The 20,408-nt window shown below is 53.6% G+C and carries 12 protein-coding genes and 1 riboswitch; of the genes, 3 read left to right on the forward strand and 9 right to left on the reverse strand.

All coding sequences use genetic code 11. The annotated features are described in order from the left end of the window. Nucleotides 1-86: 86 nt before the first annotated feature. Nucleotides 87-2,465 (reverse strand): LPS assembly protein LptD, encoded by a 2,379-nt coding sequence (gene lptD / locus ACM615_RS19760; protein WP_113876329.1) that lies wholly within the window; start codon nucleotides 2,463-2,465, stop codon nucleotides 87-89. A 181-nt stretch (nucleotides 2,466-2,646) separates the two neighbouring features. Between lptD and djlA the strand changes: the two genes are divergently transcribed. Then, a complete protein-coding gene (gene djlA, locus ACM615_RS19765; RefSeq protein WP_112286975.1) occupies nucleotides 2,647-3,468 on the forward strand; it encodes a co-chaperone DjlA in 822 nt (273 codons plus the stop codon). Nucleotides 3,469-3,534: 66 nt separating this feature from the next. Here djlA and ACM615_RS19770 read toward each other — a convergent pair whose 3' ends face one another. The 4 genes from ACM615_RS19770 to ACM615_RS19785 all read right to left on the reverse strand — a co-directional run bounded on the left by ACM615_RS19770 (nucleotide 3,535) and on the right by ACM615_RS19785 (nucleotide 13,807). Further along, a complete protein-coding gene (locus ACM615_RS19770; RefSeq protein WP_431012378.1) occupies nucleotides 3,535-7,329 on the reverse strand; it encodes a S6 family peptidase in 3,795 nt (1,264 codons plus the stop codon). Between the two features lie 197 nt (nucleotides 7,330-7,526). After that, on the reverse strand, nucleotides 7,527-8,228 hold the full coding sequence (gene rluA, locus ACM615_RS19775) for a bifunctional tRNA pseudouridine(32) synthase/23S rRNA pseudouridine(746) synthase RluA (RefSeq protein ID WP_113876330.1): 702 nt from the start codon (nucleotides 8,226-8,228) through the stop codon (nucleotides 7,527-7,529). 66 nt (nucleotides 8,229-8,294) lie between these two features. After that, a complete protein-coding gene (gene rapA, locus ACM615_RS19780; RefSeq protein ID WP_129639711.1) occupies nucleotides 8,295-11,192 on the reverse strand; it encodes an RNA polymerase-associated protein RapA in 2,898 nt (965 codons plus the stop codon). Nucleotides 11,193-11,401: 209 nt separating this feature from the next. Next, complete coding sequence (locus ACM615_RS19785) at nucleotides 11,402-13,807, reverse strand: DNA polymerase II (RefSeq protein ID WP_431012470.1); 2,406 nt, start codon at nucleotides 13,805-13,807, stop codon at nucleotides 11,402-11,404. 243 nt (nucleotides 13,808-14,050) lie between these two features. Between ACM615_RS19785 and ACM615_RS19790 the strand changes: the two genes are divergently transcribed. Then, nucleotides 14,051-14,818: a DedA family protein gene (locus ACM615_RS19790; RefSeq protein WP_112286972.1), complete on the forward strand. Its 768-nt coding sequence runs from the start codon at nucleotides 14,051-14,053 to the stop codon at nucleotides 14,816-14,818. 15 nt (nucleotides 14,819-14,833) lie between these two features. On the opposite strand, the gene thiQ is transcribed toward ACM615_RS19790, so the two are convergent. The 4 genes from thiQ to sgrR form a co-directional block, all read right to left on the reverse strand. Then, entirely contained in the window at nucleotides 14,834-15,547 is a 714-nt protein-coding gene (thiQ, locus tag ACM615_RS19795; RefSeq protein ID WP_112286971.1) for a thiamine ABC transporter ATP-binding protein ThiQ, read from the reverse strand. Further along, nucleotides 15,531-17,141: a thiamine/thiamine pyrophosphate ABC transporter permease ThiP gene (gene thiP, locus ACM615_RS19800; RefSeq protein WP_129639712.1), complete on the reverse strand. Its 1,611-nt coding sequence runs from the start codon at nucleotides 17,139-17,141 to the stop codon at nucleotides 15,531-15,533. The genes thiQ and thiP overlap by 17 nt, the downstream gene beginning before the upstream one ends. Then, nucleotides 17,117-18,148, reverse strand: a complete 1,032-nt coding sequence (gene thiB / locus ACM615_RS19805) for a thiamine ABC transporter substrate binding subunit (protein WP_165929050.1) — start codon at nucleotides 18,146-18,148, stop codon at nucleotides 17,117-17,119. The genes thiP and thiB overlap by 25 nt, the downstream gene beginning before the upstream one ends. Continuing rightward, a riboswitch (TPP riboswitch) is annotated at nucleotides 18,145-18,260 on the reverse strand. (Overlaps the previous gene by 4 nt.) A 40-nt stretch (nucleotides 18,261-18,300) precedes the next feature. Next, nucleotides 18,301-19,962 carry an HTH-type transcriptional regulator SgrR gene (gene sgrR / locus ACM615_RS19810; RefSeq protein ID WP_129639713.1) on the reverse strand — a complete coding sequence of 554 codons (1,662 nt, stop codon included), beginning with the start codon at nucleotides 19,960-19,962 and terminating at the stop codon, nucleotides 18,301-18,303. A 101-nt stretch (nucleotides 19,963-20,063) separates the two neighbouring features. On the opposite strand from sgrR, the gene sgrT reads away from it, so the two are divergent. Further along, nucleotides 20,064-20,249: a glucose uptake inhibitor SgrT gene (gene sgrT, locus ACM615_RS19815; protein WP_112286968.1), complete on the forward strand. Its 186-nt coding sequence runs from the start codon at nucleotides 20,064-20,066 to the stop codon at nucleotides 20,247-20,249. Nucleotides 20,250-20,408 lie beyond the last annotated feature (159 nt).

The following is a 20,408-nucleotide window of genomic DNA, read 5'->3' on the forward strand; positions in this document are numbered from 1 at the left end:
GTTCACTGAGTTTGTAGTGTCTTCACTAAATCAGCCCTGTCTGCACGAAATGACATGCAGACAGGAAATCAAGAGCGTCGTCGGGCTTAGAAAGCTCGCTGATATGGCAGTATGCCGGTGGCCAACATTTCTTTTGTTCCGAGGGTTTGATTGTTACCCAGGCCTCTAAGTTCAATATTGAAACCAATCTTATTGTCATACTTACTTTCGGACTTGGTCGTGTCGTAGTTGGTGATCTTACGTTCGTAACCGACATTGATTGCCCAGCAGCAGGTATTGTATTGCAGGCCGATTAACTGATCGGCGCTTTGCTGTGCTTTGGTATCGTAATAATACGCACCGACGATGGACCAGCGGTCGGCAATCGGCCAGCTGGCGATACCGCCGACCTGAGAAATACCGTCCTGATACCCCGGGTTGGTGACCTGAGGTAATGTCGCCTGAATATATTCCGGGCTGGCATAACGGTAGCTCAACTGAATCATTTTCTCTGAGTCAGCACGATACTCAAGCACTGCATCGCCCAGCGCCAGTGCATCAAGACGGGTGTCATATTGCACACCGCCGCGAACGCCCCAGAAGTTATTGATTTTGTAATAAGTGTCACCTGCCCACACCAGGCTGCCGGTATCATCATTTTTATCCAGCACGCTGTTCTGATCGCCAGTACGCGGTGGCTGGAAGTAATAAATCTGTCCGGCAGAGGCGTTAAAACGCTCTTCCAGATTTTCATCGTAAATACGGGTAGTTAAACCACTCGCCACCTGATTGGCAGAAGCGATGCGGTCAAGGCCACTGTAACTTTTATCGCGGAACAGACCGGTGTAGTCGGACTGCAACAACGTGGAGTCATAGGTATTGATCGAACTCTGGTTACGATACGGAATGTACAGGTACTGCACTCGCGGCTCGAGGGTCTGGGTGTAATCACTGTTCCAGTCCATCGTGCGGTCAAACACCATTTTGCCGTCGGTTTTAAATTCAGGCATAACGCGGTTCACGGATGAACGCAGTTTGGTGTCCGGGTTCGCATCATAATAGGCATCTGGAATATCCTGCTGATAGTGGGTAGCCATCAGCTTGATTTCGTTATCCAGACTGCCCCAGCCATTACTGAGCGGCAGGCTTAACGTAGGTTCGAAGTGCGTACGTATCGCTTCCGGGTTATCCGGGTTCACGCTGGTGAATTTCACCGCCTGACCGTACAGGTGCAGGTCGAACGGACCTACATCGTTTTTATAGTAGTTAATGTCCAGCTGTGGCTGGGCACGGTAAGCATTCTGGTTACCGTAATCACTGAAGACCTGGAACTGTTTACTCGCCAGCGTGACGTCCCAGTTCTGATTCGCATACCCTACACTGAATTTCTGCGTGGAATAGCCATCGGTACTGGAGCCGTATTTCGAATCGAAATCGGTGAAGTAGTAAGGGTCACTGACTTTGGTGTAATCGACGTTGAAACGCCACACCTGATCGTAAACACCTGAATGACGCCAGTAGTACATCCAGCGTTTGGTGGTGTTATCACTGGTACGGCCTTCGTCCTTCAGGAACTGATCGTCGATCTTCTTATCATTGCCAAGATAATCGAACTCCATCAGACCCGCACCGGCGACGGTAAGGTAACGGAATTCGTTCTGCAGCTGCAGACCACGATCGCTCATGTAATTTGGCGTGATCGTGGCGTCGTAGTTTGGCGCAATGTTCCAGTAATAAGGAACTGTCAGGCCGAAACCATTGTTGGTGCTGTATTTGGCGTTAGGAATAAGGAAACCGGAACGGCGCTTATCGCCAATCGGTAACTGCATATAAGGGCTGTAGAACACCGGAACCGGGCCGATATGGAAACGTGCGTTCCAGATCTCAGCGACTTCTTCCTGACGGTCCTGAATCACTTCTGAACCGACGACGCTCCAGCTGTTATCACCGGGCAGACAAGTGGTGAACGTGCCGTTATCCATGATGGTGTAGCGGTTATTGTCACGCTGCTTCATCTTATCAGCCTGGCCACGACCCTGACGGCCAACCATCTGATAATCACCATCCTGAACATCAGTGTCTTTCGTGGTCAGGTTTGCAAAGCCTTTCGGGCCTTTCAGCTTGATTTGATTATCGTTATAACGCACGTTGCCGGTCGCTGTAGCGGTTCGGGTCGGCGTTGGCTGATTAGGATTCGCGATTTGATTGAGCTGAACCTGATCAGCGTCCAGTGTGCTGTTTCCCTGAACAACGTTAACGTTGCCGCTAAACAACGCGCTGTCGGGATAATTGCCTGTCGCCTTATCGGCATTAATAGTGACAGGCAGTGAGTTAGGATCACCCTGCACCAAAGGTTTGTCATAGGTCGGAACGCCGAGCATACATTGTTCTGCGAGATCGGCCATTGCGCCGTGACTGTACAATACTGACCAGATTGTGGCGGCCAGCATTGTCGGTAAGCGTGTTTTCAGACGTCTGTTTTTCATACGTAAAATGGTGTTCCGTCATCAGAGGCATCATGCCGGCAAACGGTCAGAGACTATCTCACTCATCATGGTTGCGCTAGTGTTAAATCCCACCTGTTACGTTGCCGCCGTTAGGCACAACGATAAATGCCGGTTATGATAAAGCAATTTTTAAGCGACGGCATGGCGAATTGAGGAGTATATGCAGTATTGGGGAAAACTGCTCGGACTTATCCTTGGCTTATGGTCAGGTTTAGGCTTCTGGGGAATTGTTGCAGGGCTGGTGATAGGGCATATGTTTGATACCGCGCGTTCCGCGAAACGCCGGGGATATTTTGCCGATCAGCAGACACGTCAAACCATCTTTTTCCGCACCACCTTTGAGGTGATGGGGAATCTGACTAAATCAAAAGGCAGAGTTACCGAAGCAGATATTCAGATCGCCAGTCTTTACATGGAACGTATGCAACTGCATGGCGAGCAACGTGAAGCCGCGCAACGCGCCTTCCGCGATGGCAAAGAAGCCAATTATCCTTTGCGGGAAAAAATGCGTGAACTGCGCAGTGCGTGTTTTGGTCGTTTTGACCTGATACGGACTTTTCTGGAAATCCAGATCCAGGCGGCCTACGCCGACGGTTCATTGCATCCTAACGAACGCGAAGTGCTGTATGTGATTGCTGAAGAACTGGGTATTTCACGGATGCAGTTCGATCAGTTCCTGCGCATGATGGAAGGCGGCCAGCAGTTTGGCGGCCATCAGCAGGGCGGACGTTCCTATGGCGGCGGTTATCACCAGACGCAGCAAGGCCCGACGCTGGCGGATGCCTGTAAAGTGCTGGGCGTGAATGCCACCGATGACGCGACGACAATCAAGCGTGCCTACCGCAAACTGATGGGCGAGCATCATCCTGACAAACTGGTGGCGAAAGGTTTGCCACCTGAAATGATGGAAATGGCCAAGGAAAAAGCGCAGGCGATTCAGGCTGCGTATGACCTGATCAAACGCGAAAAAGGCTTTAAATAACGTCATCATAAAAAAGGCGTCCATTCCAGGACGCCTTTTGCTTTTCGTTTCATATGCGGTCAGGGATCAGAAACTCACCTTCACGCCTGCAATCGCCTGCCAGTAATCAACCCCTTCATCTTCAATTCTGTGCTGATACTGCACACCGGTGTTCAGTGACACATTCGGTGTCGGGTTACTGATAATCCCCAGATCGATCATACCAGAGCTACCTGTTGCCCCACTGCGGAAGCTGTTGCTGACGTCGCTGTAGGTGTCCCCGATGTCCATTGACGCATCGTCACTGAGATCTTTAATGAACAGGGTATTGGCGGTCACCGCCCATTTACCTGCATTCGCGGTATCCCAGTCGTAGCGGTAACGCATCCCTAAACGGGCAGTCGGACGGGTGATATCGTCATAATGCACCTTAGTGTTATCAACATCCGTAAAATCATCGACTTGCAGTCGCTGAATGCCAAATCCAACTAATGGCGTCAGCACATGATTGCCCGCCTGGATTTTATATCCCACATCGACAGAGCCGCCGAAGGATTTCGCACTGATATCCGCCACGTCACTGCCGCGCAGGTCAGTCGACACATTGCCATCATAGATGGCGACATCCGAAGCCACATCCACCGTTAATCCGCTGACATACTGATACGACAGCAGTGAAGAGAGTCCCCAGGTGGTGTATTGCGTTTTGCTGTTGCCATCAGCGGCATCCGGCGTGACATCCAGATTAGCGCTGGAAAGGCCAAGGCTCAGTCCCAGTGCGTGAGTATCATTACCCAGTTGCAGAACTTTACCGCCAAACAACCAGCCTTCTTCTTTCTGGGTGTAGTCATAGCCATAATTCATAAAGCCCAACGAAGAATGATATTTATCTTCCCCATTGAGGTACTGGAAGAACATGTGCAGTTTTTTATCATCCTGCGCCAGTGTCTGGTTACGGAATGTCTCATTCACCCGGCTGTTATAGCTCAGCAGGGCGGAAGGTAATGAAATATAGGAAGGCACCTGCGGTGTGACAGCCGGGCGTGTATTTTTCCCGTTGTCATCCTCATCGGGTGTCGGAGCAGGAGGAACAGGTATGTCGCCGTCATCCGGAGTTGGATCGGGAATCGGTGTCTCATCGCCGCCGTCATCCGGTGTCGGATCGGGAACCGGCGTATCGTCGCCGCCGTCATCCGGCGTGGGATCCGGAACCGGCGTGTTATCGACAGGCACCGTGTTATCGCCTTCAGTCAGCATATTGTTTTGCAGACGATAGTCCCAGAACTGATCGCCGCTTCCTTCAACATCACGCTGCTCCTCGGAGCTGCGTCCCGGCGCGAAAGCGTAAAGGTTGTAGGCATAAGCGCCACGCGCGACGTATTCCCCCGCCAGTTTGAAGCTGTTTTTTGTGGCGTTACCCGCTACCTGAATCAGAGAGATCCCTTCCTGATTATCCGCTGCACCGTCATTATCCGTGTCGGTGAAGAAGCCAGCACCCGAAGGCGTGACCTGAACGGTAACAGGTGCTGAAGAAACCACGTCGCCATTGATCAGTAACTTGTCGGTTTGCGCAAAACTCGGGTCGAAATGTGTGCGCAAGCTGAGCAGATTATTGTTACCTGCAGCGAGTGTGCCGTTAACGGTTTGTGTTGCCGGCATAAAGGCATCGCTTTCGCTCTCTGCTGGCCATTGAGGAAGAAGCTGAACATCATCTTTCAGAATAAGATCTGTGACGGTGCTGTTTCCCGCCAGCACGGTGTTTTGTTCCATCGTCACGGTCGAGGTAAGGGAACCGTTGAGGATCAATGCGCCGCTGTAAATATGGGTTGAGCCGGTGAAGGTATTATCGCTGTTGATATATAACGCACCGGGCGCCATTTTTTTCAGCGTCCCGTTACCGGAAATGGCGGCATCTATGATCACATCATTATTGCCGTCAGTGCTGGTGGTTTTACTGTCTGTCTGATCAACGGAAATCACACTGCCGGAGGCTAATTCAACCTGACCGCTCAGATGCGACTTGCTGTTCAGCATCATGTTTGCCTGCTCGTTGAGCTTAACGTTGGCATTCAGCGTGGCATGTTCATTCACCCGCAGGGTGGCATGGCTGGCGACATCAACCTGGTTAACATTATAGGTTTCATCAATCCAGTCATCACTGAAAACAGTGCCGCCGGCATGCGGTGTCGGGCGTCCGACAAGTCTTAGAATGCCGTTTTGCACGGAAAGCTGATTCAGATCGGCACCGCCCGCCAGGTCCCAGATGCCCGCAGAAGAATCAGGAGCATAATCGACGTTTAAATTTGATGCCGTTTCCTGACTGCCGAGATGGCCTACGAAGGTCTGGTTACTGCTGTTGTTCAGCGTCAGGGTGCTGATCTGGTCTGCATTGCTGTTAATAATCGCGGCACCGGAATCACTGTGATTGATGGTGCTGAAAGCCATGTCATAGCCATTCAGATCCAGGTTGCCGCCACGGTAACCAAAATAAATATCGCTGCTTTCAATCTGATTTTCACCGCCGATCTGCACCGTCGGACGGCCGCTGACAATGGTGACTTTGGAGAAGGCTTTTTGCTCACCCGCCTCATTGGCTTGCTGTGCCAGAACCACCAGACCGTCGCCAACATTCAGCGCGCCGCCATTATTGCCCACAGCATTGACGTACAGTGTGCCTTCACCGATTTTATGCAGTGTATCTCCATCTAAACCGTTCACTTCCCAGTCAACGGTTTTATCCGCATCCACTTCAATACCACCGCCTACCCAGGTACTGTCTGCACCTTCCGCCGACACGACCCGGTAATCGTTAGAGAACTGCAGCTTTGCAGCACCGTGATTGACGGCGCTGTCGAGTACGATCAGGCCGCCATCACCGGCAAAGCGCAGGTCTTTCGAGGCATTGAGTTCATCATTCGTGGCCTGCGAAGGCAGTGCCGTGTTAACACCGTGCCACTGCCAGCTGTTTTCGCCCTGGGTAATATTGGCCGCAGTCCAGTGAATGTCGCCATCGGCGGCGATATCAGTCACATCCGGATCGGTATTTTCAGCAATAACGCCATTGAGGAAATTCAACTGCATATCCAGGGTGTAACTTAAATAATCGTAACCCGTTTTTCCGGTACCTCCCCAGGGTGAAACACCATAGATTTTCCACTCTTTTTCAAGGTTATCATAAACGTAAAGTGGACTGCCGCTGTCGCCCGCTTGTATGGCAGAGCTGAATGGCTGAGCGCGTGAGTCTGGTGGCCCGTAGTTAACCCAGCGTAAACGTGAAGGTTCAAAAGTGGGATTAACCATCGTGCCGCCACTTTTCCAGTTGTAAGCACCGGTGAGATAAACGGGTTTCTTGGTGACCGGATCGACCTGATACTGTGTTCCTGAGCCAACCCGTGCATAGTAAACATAACGCTCAGGGTTATTACGTACTTGCTGCGTATCCACCATTGGCACGGGTGCGGCATCGGTCACGACTTTATTCAGGCGGGGAACATGAAAATCTTTCCCCCATGTTTCATAAGCTGGATGAATATTTCGGCTGATTAATTTATAGGTGGTTCTGTATTTTGCGTGATTCCCAAAGTCAACGGAAGTATACCCACCGTTATGGGCCACGCTGACAATATAAGAGGGAGAAATTAATGTCGCGATACCCAGACTGCTGACAGCGCCAAAATCAGGCATAGGAAAGTTCAGCACACCGGCTGATGTGCCATCCATTTTAAAGACTTCGATATTCTCTTCGCCAGCCTCGTATTTTCCCAGATTCTCGGCAAAGTCGCGATAGTCCTGCACAGAAACATCTTCACGCATTATCCCGGCATCGGCGTCAAACAGCGCCAATGCAATTAAGCTACTGAGCAGCTTAGGCTTCCATTTCATTATTATCTTCCCTGAGGATGAAATTATTAAAAAGGAGGGGATGTTAACAGTTGCAGGAAGAGTAATGACAGCTAAGGGAATAACAGGCTAAGGGGAGGTACTATTTTACGGGTAGTTAAAATCTAATAAATCAAGGTGATGGGAATATAATGCATATTGCTTAAAAATGACTTAAGAAATATGCATTATATGAATAATTAAAAATCCGGTTCGCAATTAAACACCAGTGGCGCATCCGTTATCGGATGGTAGAACGATAATTCCTGGGCGTGCAGTTGCAAACGATCTGCTGCCGCCAGTGCCTGCGGATGCGCATAGAATTTATCGCCCAGAATCGGATGACCAAGCGCCAGAAGGTGTACGCGCAACTGATGCGAACGTCCGGTGATTGGCCGCAGTTTCACCCGCGTGGTGCCGTCATCATCCCATGACATCACTTCGTATTGCGTCAGCGCCTTTTTGCCGGTTTCATGGCAGACCTTCTGTTTTGGCCGGTTGGGATAATCGCAAATTAGCGGTAAATCGATAATGCCGTAATCTTCTTCAACCCGTCCCCAGACCCGTGCGATATACACTTTCTTGGTTTCGCGCTCGCGGAACTGACGTTTCAGCTCACGCTCAGCCTCTTTGGTCAGCGCCACGACGATCACGCCGCTGGTCGACATATCCAGACGATGGACGGATTCAGCCTCGGGAAATTGCTGCTGAATACGCGTCATCAGGCTGTCCTGATGCTCCGCCAGTTTGCCGGGTACTGAAAGCAGCCCGCTGGGTTTATTGACCACCATGATGTGCTCATCCTGAAAAATCACCTGTAACCAGGGATCGGTCGGCGGATTGTAATTCTCCAGCGGCCGGGTTTTTGACGGTTCAGGGATTATGGGTTGATGTTCGCTCATAGCGGTTTCAGTCTGCATTCGGGGTGAAATAAAGAAGGGATGCAGACCGGCTGCATCCCGTCGGGCTTACTGGTGGCTGACCACCACCAGGCGGATCGCATCCAGACGCCAGCTGGCATCGTTCAGATTAGCCAGCACCTGCTTACGGTTAGAGTCTACTGATTCCAGTTCGTCATCGCGAATGTTCGGATTCACTTCCTTCAGTGCTTTCAGGCGATCCAGCTCTTGGGTCAGCTGCTCGTCGGCTTCTACTTTGGCCGCTTCAATCAGCGCGCGTGCCTGCTCAGCGATTTCCGCTTCTGCCTGTTGCAGCATCGCGTGAACGTCCTGCTGCACCGCATTCACCAGCTTGCTGGAGTTATGACGGTTGATGGCGTTCAGCTGGCGGTTAAAGCTCTCAAATTCGACCTGCGCCGCCAGATTGGTGCCTTTACGATCCATCAGCATACGCACCGGCGTCGGAGGCAGGAAACGGGTCAGTTGCAGATGTTTCGGCGCCTGACATTCCACCACGTAAACCAGCTCAGCCAGCAGGGTACCCACCGGCAGCGCTTTGTTTTTCAGGATCGATACCGCACAGCTGCCGGTATCGCCGGACAGGATCAGATCCAGCCCGTTACGCACGATCGGATGTTCCCAGCTGATGAACTGCGCATCTTCACGGGACAGCGCCTGTTCACGATCGAAGGTGACGGTACAACCGTCTTCCGGCAGCCCCGGGAAGTCCGGCACCAGCATGTGATCGGAAGGCGTCAGTACGATCAGATTGTCGCTGCGATCTTCCTGATTGATGCCGACGATATCGAACAGATTCAGCGCAAAGTTGACCAGGTTAACGTCGTTATCCTGCTCGCCGATTTCCTTCGCCAGTTGCTGCGCACGTTCGCCGCCGTTGGAATGCATCTCCAGCAGACGGTCGCGGCCATTTTCCAGCTTCTCTTTCAGCGCATCATGTTCGGCGCGACATGTGAGAATAAACTCGTCCAGACCAGCCTGCTCGGCAGGCGTGGCCAGGAAGGCAATCAGTTGCTCATATGCGCTGTCATAAATGGTACGGCCGGTCGGACAGGTATGTTCGAACGCATCCAGACCTTCATGGAACCAGCGAACCAGCACCGACTGCGCGGTCTGTTCGAGATAAGGCACCATGATGTCGATATTATTTTGCTGGCCGATACGATCCAGACGCCCGATACGCTGCTCCAGCAGATCCGGGTTAAACGGCAGATCGAACATCACCATTTTGCTGGCGAACTGGAAGTTACGGCCTTCGGAGCCGATTTCGGAACACAGCAGCACCTGTGCGCCTTCTTCCTGAGAAGCAAAGTAAGCGGCAGCGCGGTCACGTTCAATGATCGACAACCCTTCGTGGAACACCGCGGCACGGATTGCTTCACGTTCACGCAGAACCTGCTCCAGCTGCAATGCGGTGGCGGCTTTGGCGCAGATCACCAGCACTTTCTCGTCACGGTTAGCGGTCAGATAACCGAGCAGCCATTCGACGCGCGGATCAAAGTTCCACCAGGTGGCGTTCTCGCCTTCGAACTCCTGATAAATCTGCTCCGGGTACAGCATGTCGTGCGCACGGGCTTCGGCGGTTTTCTTCGCGCCCATAATGCCTGAGACTTTAATCGCGGTCTGATACTGCGTCGGCAGCGGCAGTTTCACCGCGTGCAGATGACGCTCAGGGAAACCTTTCACGCCGTTACGGGTGTTACGGAACAGCACGCGGCTGGTGCCGTGACGATCCATCAGCATGGAAACCAGCTGTTTCGCTGCCGTTTCATCGCCTTTGTTGGCGGCGGTCAGCAGGGCATCGGTATCGGCGTTGCCGACACTTTCGCCCAGCAATGTCAGCGCTTCCGGCGTCAGAGGTTCTTTGTTGAGTAACAGCGTGACGGCATCGGCCACCGGCTGATACTGCTGTTGTTCTTCAATGAATTCTTCGTAATCGTGGAAACGATCCGGATCCAGCAGGCGCAGACGCGCAAAGTGACTTTCCTGACCCAGTTGTTCCGGCGTCGCCGTCAGCAGCAGAACGCTCGGGATTTGCTGGGAAAGTTGCTCGATAACCTGATATTCGCGGCTTGGCGCGTCTTCGCTCCACACCAGATGGTGCGCTTCATCGACCACCAGCATGTCCCACGCTGCATCAGAAAGCTGCTCAAGGCGGGATTTATTGCGGCGCACGAAATCAAGAGAACAGATCACCAGCTGTTCAGTTTCAAACGGATTAGTCGCCTCATGTACGGATTCAGCGTAGCGGTCGTCATCAAACAGAGAGAAACGCAGGTTGAAGCGGCGCAGCATTTCTACCAGCCACTGGTGTTGCAGGGTTTCCGGCACCACGATCAATACGCGCTCAGCTCGGCCAGACAGCAGTTGCTGATGAATAATCATACCGGCTTCAATGGTTTTACCCAGACCCACTTCATCGGCCAGTAAAACGCGTGGCGCGTGACGCTGACCGACTTCGTAAGCAATGTGCAGCTGATGCGGGATCAGGCTGGCGCGCATACCGCGCAGGCCGCCGAATTCCAGACGGAACTGCTCGCGCTGATATTTACGGGCGCGGAAACGCAGGGCGAAGCGATCCATACGGTCAATCTGACCGGCAAACAGACGGTCCTGCGGCTTACTGAACGTCAGCTTGCTGTCGAGCAGCACTTCACGCATCGCGACGCCGGTTTCTTCGGTGTCCAGACGGGTGCCGATGTAAGTCAGCAGGCCTTTATCTTCCAGGACTTCTTCGACCTGTAACTGCCAGCCTTCATGACTGCTGATGGTGTCACCGGGATTGAACATCACGCGGGTGATCGGGGAATCATTTCGGGCATACAAACGGTTTTCACCGGTGGCGGGGAAAAGCAGAGTAACCATGCGCACGTCCAGCGCTACTACGGTCCCTAATCCTAATTCGCTTTCCGTATCGCTTATCCAGCGTTGACCCAATGTAAACGGCATAATCTCTCTCTGTGTTGTTTGCTCGGTATACGACGACTGCGCAATGCGTGTTCAGCCCGTGAACTTTCTCGGGCAATAGTTTTCTTTCCCCGCCATAAGGCGCGGAGTAGTTCGCTGTGTGAGGATGTTTCAGAAATGGGAAAGGGCGCTATGGTAATGGAAGGTAAGCCTTTCGTCACCTGCGAATCAAAGAGCAATCCTTTTTTTGCTCAGAATAATCCCATCTGACCTGTAATCAGTGTAGCAAAGTCGTCATGGAGGAAAGGTAAAATACCGTCGGCAACCGGCTCCAGCTGACGTTCGATGTAATGATCGTAATCGATGGGGGACTGGCGGTTCTCCAGAGGTTCAGGCCCGGACGTGGTCATCACGTAACTTATCCAGCCGCCGTTCTGATACTGTTTTGCGCGCCCGTGCTGAACGTTATAATCATCCGCCAGCCTTGCGGCGCGAACATGCGGCGGGACGTTTTTTTCGTAATCACTCAGCTTGCGGCGAAGACGTTTGCGGTACACCAGCTTGTCATCAAATTCGCCGTCGAGCGTGCGCGCCACATAATCGCGGACGTAATCCTGATAAGGCTGCCGGTGGAAAATACGCTGATACAGTTCCTGCTGAAACTCCTGCGCCAGTTTCGTCCAGTCGGTGCGCACGGTTTCCAGCCCTTTATAAACGATGTGCTCGCCGTCGGCGTCATTCACCAGGCCGGCATAGCGTTTTTTGCTGCCGGTTTCCGAACCGCGGATGGTCGGCATCAGGAAGCGCTGATAGTGCGTTTCGAATTCCAGTTCCAGCGCGCTTTCCAGCCCGTATTCCTGTTGCAGGTGCGCTTTCCACCAGACATTGACCTGTTCCACCAGATGACGACCTATGACGTTAGCGTCTTCCTGCGAATGGGCTTTATTGAGCCAGACAAAGGTGGAATCGGTGTCCCCGTAAATCACCTGATAGCCTTCGGCCTCAATCAGTTCACGGGTCTGGCGCATAATGTCGTGCCCGCGCAGCGTAATAGAAGATGCGAGGCGTGGATCAAAGAACCGGCAGCCGCTGGAGCCGAGCACGCCGTAAAAGGCGTTCATGATGATTTTCAGTGCCTGTGAGAGTGGTTTGTTTTTCTGCTTTTTAGCTTCCTCGCGGCCCATCCAGATCTGGCGGACGATCTCCGGCAAACAATGTTTTTCCCGCGAGAAGCGGGCGTTGCGGTAACCCGGCACCGAGTGTTCGTCGTCAGGCTGTTGCAGTCCGGCAACCAGCCCGACCGGGTCGATCAGAAAGGTGCGGATAATCGACGGATACAGGCTTTTATAATCGAGCACTAATACGGAATCGTACAAACCGGGGCGCGAATCCATTACAAAGCCACCAGGGCTCATTTCGCCCTCTAATTCGCCCAGATTTGGCGCGACATAACCGGCGCGGTGCATTCGCGGTAAATAAAGATGGGTGAACGCCGCCACCGAACCGCCGCTGCGATCTACCGTCAGACCAGTCACCGAAGCACGTTCCAGCAAAAACGGCATCAGCTCTGTTTTGGCGAAAATACGCGTCACCAGTTCGCAGTCTTTCAGGTTATAGCGTGCCAGCGCCGGTTTATCTTCGCGAAAACGCTGTTCGATTTCGGCCAGCCGCTGATAGGGATTGTCACTGGCTTTACCTTCGCCCAATAAACTTTGCGAGACGAATTCCAGACTGAACGAGTTGAAGTTCCAGAATGCGGATTTCAGTGCTTCAATGCCGTCGATAATCAGGCGGCCAGCGGCAGCAGCAAAAAAGTGCCCCTGTTTGAAGCCATGTTCACGCCATTCAAGATCACCGCCACCGCGCCCGAATTTCAGCGGGATTTTGTAGCGGTCTGCATGTTTCTGTAAAACCCGCAGGTCGAACTGCACAACGCTCCAGCCGATTATCGCGTCGGGATCGTAAGTCTCCAGCCACTCATTGAGTTTTTCCAGCAACTGCGGGCGGCTGTCGACGTAAACCATGTTGAAATCGAACTGAGCATCCGGATCGCCGTTGGGCGGACCGAGCATATAAACGTGGCGCTGCCCGCAGCCTTCCAGCCCGATGCAATACAACTCGCCGTTGCCGCTGGTTTCGATATCCAGCGAACACAGTTTCAGCGGCGGCCGGTAGTCCTCCGCCGGTTTCATTTTGGTGTCCAGCAACAGCTTGTCCGGCCCGGGTTTGCCGCTGAACCAGACCGGAGCGGTGATATAGCGTTCCATCAGGAAGCGTTCCGGCGGGCGGATATCCGCTTCGAAAACATTGACGCCATTTTCTTTCAGCAGTTTTTCAATCCGCATTAACTGCCGGTGTTGCGGGCAATAAAGCCCAAGAACGGCGCGGGAATGGAAATCCTGCAACGGCAACGGACGCAGACTGATATTTTTTTCATCAATGAGAATACGCTCCGCCGCCGCACGCTGTTCAGCGGGAATAAACGCCACCGATTCCTGCAAGGGCAGGCGCACTTTTTGCGGGCCGTCGTCTGTCGCCAGCCATAAATCCACCTCCGTACCCTGCGGCGTGTCGCGCCAGTGGCGGGTCAGCACAAATCCCTGACGCGGCGCCGTGTCAGGGTAACGGGCAGATGAGGGGACGGAATTTGCGTTAATAAGCGCCTCGGAACAGATGAAATAAAAGATGAACTGCAAAGACAGAGTATGGTTATTTATACAGTCTTTGTCTATGGCTCAGGTTTCTGCCAAATACGCATACAATTACGCGGTTGACTGTGATAGTTCATGCGCTGACAATTCAGCCGCTTGATGTATTTACTACAATGAGAATGCAGAAAACTCACACTTGTCTCATTTATCTGCGCAATTGGCGCAGACGTAACTGAATTCTGGGAATTTATGGAAGCCTATCTACAACATCTGGTCGCTCAGTCGGTGGGCTTCGCATTAATTATTGTCGCTGTGGTGGCTTTCTTCGAGTCGCTGGCGCTGGTCGGGCTGATTTTGCCCGGCACCGTGATGATGGCGACGCTCGGCACGCTGATCGGCAGCGGTCAGGTCGGGTTGTACGAAGCCTGGCTGGCGGCGGGTCTGGGCTGTTTCTTTGGCGACTGGGCCTCGTATTTCATTGGCCGCGGCTTCAAGGAACCGTTACACCGCTGGCGCTTCCTTAAGCGTTACCAGTCATTACTGGATAAAACCGGATATGCGCTGGATCGGCACAGTTTTGCCACCGTCATTATCGGGCGTTTCATCGGACCAACACGCCCGCTGGTGCCGATGGTGGCCGGTATGCTGAACCTGCCGCCTTATAAATTTGCACCGCCGAATATCATCGGCTGCATCACCTGGCCGCCGGTGTATTTCCTGCCGGGGATTCTGGCGGGCGTTGCGATTGATATTCCGGCCAGCCACAACAGTTCAGTGTTCAAATGGATGCTGTTTGCCGCCGTGGTGCTGATCTGGCTGAGTGCCTGGTTGCTGTGGCGCTGGTTCCGGTCGGGCAAAGCTTCACCTGATGCGATGACCAAATGGTTGCCCCTGCCGCGTCTGCGCGTCGTTTGTGTGCTGAGTCTGATCGCAACCGCAGTGAGTCTGGTGATGCTGAGCAAACAGCCGATGATGCCGGTCTACGGTCATCTGCTGTGGAAAGTGATCACCCGCTGATGTCAGGCGAATGTCCTAAACGTCCGCTCCTGAAACATCTATCCCCAATACTCTGGCTTCCGGCGCACTGCCGTCGGCCAGTGCCTGCGTCGGTCCGTCGTAGAAAATCCGGCCATCGACAACCAGCAGTGTGCGGGGGGCAATCCGCGCCGCGTCATCCAGATTATGCGACACCATCAGCAATGTGAGATGGCGTTGCCCGCACACTTTATCCAGCAAACTCAGCATCTCACTGCGCAGCGCCGGATCGAGTGCCGAAAACGGTTCGTCGAGCAATAAGATTGGCTGGCTGCGTAACAGGCAGCGCGCCAGTGCGACACGCTGACGCTGCCCGCCGGAAAGCTGCGACGGTAAGCGATCCAGGCACTCTTCCAGCCCGACCTGTCGGGCGATATCTTCCAGTTCGCGCTTCTGCTGTGCGGTGAGTTTCAGCCCCGGATGTAACCCCAGCCCCATGTTCTGACGCACCGTCAGATGCGAGAACAGATTGTTTTCCTGAAACAGCATCGACACCGGACGTTTTGCCGGTGGTGTCGCGCTGTGATCTGCACCGTTAAGCAGGATCTGCCCGCTGACCGGTGCCAGGAAACCAGCGACCAGGCTGAGCAGGGTACTTTTTCCCGCGCCGCTCGGCCCGAGAATGGCCACGCGCTCACCGGCCTCGATCTGTAAATCGAAGCGCATCGGCAGGTGTTCGTACAGGTACGTCAGTTTATTCAGCGTCAGCATGGCGGCCCGGTAATTTCTCAATCAGGGTGAATAACAGAAAACATAACAGCAGCAATAACAGTGCCGTCACCGCGCCGTCCTGGCTGCGATAGGCGCCGATCTGCTGATACAGATAAAACGGCAGGGTGCGGAAGTTCTCATTGCCGAATAAGGCGATCACGCCGAAATCCCCCAGCGACAGCACGCAGGCAAACGCCAGCGCCTGCGCAATCGGGCGCCTCAGCGCGCTCAGTTCCACCCAGCGCAGGCGCTGCCAGCCGTGCATATCCAGTGAAAGGCACAGCGGCGTGTAACGTTCGGCCACGTCGCGCATCGGGTTATCCAGCACTTTTAGCGCATAAGGCACCGCCATCAGCGCATTGGTCATGATCACCAGCGGCCACGGCGATTGCGGCAAACCTGTCGTATCGCCAAGCAGCAGGAAAAAGCCGGTTGCCAGCACAATGCCCGGCATCGCAAGGATCAGCATCCCGCTGAGATCCATCGCCTGCGCCCAGCCATTTCTCTGCCGTAATCGCAGTTCGCGACTGCTCCACAACAGCATCATAGTCAGCAGAACACACACTATTCCGCTGCCCAGCGCGATACGCACGGATGTCCATAATGCCAGCCACAGTGCAGGTTGTTGTAAAACACCGACTGCTGCACGGTTGATACCGTCGGTAATCACGGCGAGTAGCGGCGGCAGGATCAGCATTAACGCCAGGCCGATCAGCACGGCATCTGCGATGCGCCGCAGCCTGGAATCGTCCGGGTTACGCCAGCGCTGAGAATGCGTTTGTCCGACCGGCAACGCCTGACTGAGTTTCTGGCTGAGCAAGACCAGCGCCAGACAACAAAACAGCTGGATCAGCGCCAGCGTGGCCGCGCGGCTTAAATCGTAGTCGTAACTTAACGCCTGAAAAATCGCCAGTTCAATGGTGGTCGCCTGCGGACCGCCGCCCAGCGACAGCACCGTGGCGAAGCTGGCGAAGCACAACATAAAAATCAATGCAGCGGCGGGGAAAATCTGCCGACGAATGGCAGGCCATTCAACAAAGCGAAATTGCTGCCAGGCGTTCATCCCAAGCTGCGCAGCCAGCTGACGCTGTTCGACGGCGATATTCTCCAGCGCCTGCAATAAGAGTCGGGCTGCCAGTGGCAGATTGAAAAACACATGAGCCAGTAAAATGCCCTGTAAACCATAAGGCGAGAAACGGTAATCCACGCCCAGCCAGCCGCAAATCTGCGCCAGCCAGCCCTGTCGTCCGTAAACGCTGAGAATGCCGAAGACTGCCACCAAAACCGGTAATACCAGCGTCATCGCGCATAAACGTAGTAACAGCTGACGTCCGGGGAAGCGGCGGCGGAACAGCGCACGTGCCAGCAGAATGGCGGGCAGCACAGAACAGAGCGCCGAAAGCAGCGCCTGCCAGAAGGTAAAGCGGATCACATGCCAGAGATAAGGATCCTGCCACAGCGAGGCGCCGCTCATCTGTGGCGCATGACGCCACAGAGAGCCTAACGCCAGCATAGCCACCAGCAACATCAGCAGCGAGGCGATGGCGCCCGGCCACAACCAGCGCGGGATCAACGGCTGACGGCGTTCTGCCATGCCTGGATCCATTGTGAACGGTGAGTGGCGACATCCTGTGCGCTGTATTGCAGGGATTTAGCCGGGATCGTCAGCTGTTTAAAGGCGTCAGGCAGCGGGGTGTTGATCACCGGATACATCCAGTTGCCGGCCGGGATCACTTTCTGGAAATCTTCCGTAGTAACGAATTTCATGAACTCTTCAGCCAGTTTCGGTTGCTGGCTGTTCGCCAGCTGACCCGCCACTTCGACCTGCATATAATGGCCTTCGGTGAAATCTGCTGCCGCGTAGTTATCTTTCTTCTCTTCCACGATGTGGTAAGCCGGAGACGTGGTGTAGCTCAGCACCAGATCGCTTTCACCTTTGAGGAATAAACCGTAAGCCTCGCTCCAGCCTTTGGTGACGGTAACGGTTTTCTTCGCCAGTTTTTCCCACGCTTGCGGTGCTTTGTCGCCATAGACTTTTTGCATCCACAACATCAGGCCCAGACCCGGTGTACTGGTGCGCGGATCTTCGTAAATGACTTTCCATTTCTGGTCGCTGTTGATCAGCTCATCGAGGCTTTTTGGCGGGTTCTTCAGTTTGTTTTTGTCATAGACGAACGCGAAATAGCCGTAATCGTAAGGCACGAACGTGGTGTTGTCCCAGCCGCCTGGTACGGTCAGTCTGGCAGCGGTTTTCGGCGCTTTGGCAAATAATCCGGTTTGTTCAGCTGCCTGCAACAGGTTGTTATCCAGCCCGAGAACCACGTCGGCTTTGCTGTCTTTGCCTTCCATCCGCAGACGGTTAAGCAAAGAGACACCGTCTTCCAGCGCAACGTATTTCAGCTCGCAGCCGCATTGGGCTTCAAAGGCTTTTTTGATCGCCGGGCCCGGACCCCAGTCGGCAGAGAAAGAATCATAGGTATAAACCGTCAGGACAGGTTTTGCCGCGAAGACAGGTGCAGAAAGTAACAGCAGGCAGGACAATAATTTTTTCAACTTTGCGCTCCAAAAAAAATGAAAGGGCAAAGGATTTTGAGTAAGCATCACGCAGTCTCAAATCCCTCCGCCGGGGTTAACCGGATCAGGTTCGACGGGTATCAGGTCTCAGCCATATTTAAACTTGCTTTCACAAGTGCTGGCACCCCGTTGAGAACGGATGTCATTCTAGAGACTAACGGCGCGATGCGATAGTCCGATTAACTGTCCGGCGGCGCAAACCACGCGGATTTGAAGTCGAACCAGCCGAGGGTGTTCATACGCACGCCGCGCATACTGCGCTGCCCCTGCAACACCAGCCAGTGATGAAACAGAGGATGGATCTGATGGCTGACCGTTTGTTTCTGACTCCATTTGGCGATCGATAAATTCCCCGCATGCCACTGCGCGGCGTCATCTTCCATTTCTTCACTGAAGCAGTGTTTCGCCAGCGGTAATTCATAGAAATGCGCAAACAGTGAAAATTCCAGTGGCAGGGTAAAGTTGGCGCTGCCGAGCCACAGATCACTTTTGGCGTCACCGCGGTGCCAGACCGCGTAATCCACGACCTGAATAATCAGCTCAATGCCTTCGGACGCCAGCAGCGGCTGCAGCGCATTGCAGATCGCCTGATGCTCGGAATGCTCGCCGTAAAATGTCAGTGTCACCTGGGTCAGGTTTTGCGGTCTGGGCGGACGCGGTTGTGGCGCTTTATGGTGCCAGCGTGGCAGCAGGCCGTAAGCCGGCGACCAGTAGCGCTGATAAATCGGTTCGGCATTATTCAGTAAGGCGATGGGATTAAGTAAATCGCACAACCACTGACGGGTTTCCGCGGATTGTCCGACCGGCGAACGCTGGTCAAATAACAGGAAATAGCAGCCTTCTTCCAGGCGACTTTCCAGTTCGCTTTTGCCAGATTCATCGGCCTGTAGCTGTACACCGGAATGCACCAGTTCTTCACTCAGTTCCGGCAACACCCAGATATTTACTTCGTCAATCAGCGCCCGGAAGCCAAAATAATCATCAAAGGCGCGGATGCGCAGTTGGGTTTTCAGATTACGCACCACGGCGTAAGGGCCGGTACCGACCGGATGGCGGGCAAAATCGGGCAGCGACTGCCACTCCTGCGGGAGGATCATCGCGTGGATATTGCCGAACAGCCACGGCAGCCAGCGATCGGGTTCATTCAGGTGGATATCAATAACATTTGGCGTGGGCGTTGTGACTGATTTCAGATTACTGAACAGCGGATGCGTTTTCAGCCGGGTGAAGGTAGCAATGATATCCACCATCTCCAGTTCACGGCCGTGATGAAAATGAATGGCAGGGCGCAGATAAAAACGCCATTGCAACGGCGAAATTTCCTGCCAGTGATGGGCTAAATCGCCTTCGACTTCCCCTTTTTCCTCATTTATGCGTGTGAGGCCGCTGAAAATCTGCCGGGCAATATGGGTTTCAGAGCGGCGTAACATGGTGCCGGGCAGCAGATTAATCAGCGGACGGTAATACAACACACGCAGGATATGCTTACCCTGACGGAAACTGCGGCCGAGCTGGGAAAGCAGCATCTGGCGCACCAGGGTTTTGTCGCCGACCAGTTGTACCAGCTGATCAATACGATCCTGCTCCAGCAGCTCTTCGGCGCGCTGTTGCTGGAGTGCGAGGCCGGTATACAAAAATTTCAGCGTGGAACGTTTGCCGCGTCCGGCTTCTGCATCCCACGTCAGCCAGCCCTGTTCCTGCATGGTGCCGAGCAACGAGCGCATGTGTCTGCGTGAGCAACTCAGAACTTCCGACAGTGCCTGTAGCGTCGTTTCAGTGTCTTCACCGTGACAGCTTTGCCACAGGCGGATGAACTGTTGTTGCAAACGGGACGAGGGCATAAAAGAGGAGCTCCACGGGCAATTTTCATCAATTTATCTTTCCTCATATTACGCTGATACTGTTTCTCAACGAAAGCCTGTTTGAATCACCGGAGGTCAGCATGAAACGCAGTCTGAACGCCCGTTTCTATCAGCGTTATTTTGAAGCCATCAAAAAGAATGCCTCTAAAAATCATGCAGACTGGCTGTCCTGGGTTCCGGTGCAATACCGTCTGGATATTCTGTCCCGTCTCACGCAGTGGGATATGGAAACGCTGGACGACGAGCAATACCGCCGGCGACTGTGACTTCAGGTCTGACTAAATTCGATTTTCTGAGTAATGGTGTATTGTCACCAGCCAGTGAGGAAACTCACTGGTTTTTTTATTCTTATACCCTTCACATTTCGAGCCGCAGACGCGTTGACCGCTCTTACTCACCCGAATCACTGACCTGTGTCAGCTCAT

The sequence above is a fragment of the Rahnella sp. PAMC25617 genome (assembly GCF_050606005.1).
In the GTDB taxonomy this organism is placed as follows: Bacteria; Pseudomonadota; Gammaproteobacteria; order Enterobacterales; family Enterobacteriaceae; genus Rahnella; species Rahnella variigena.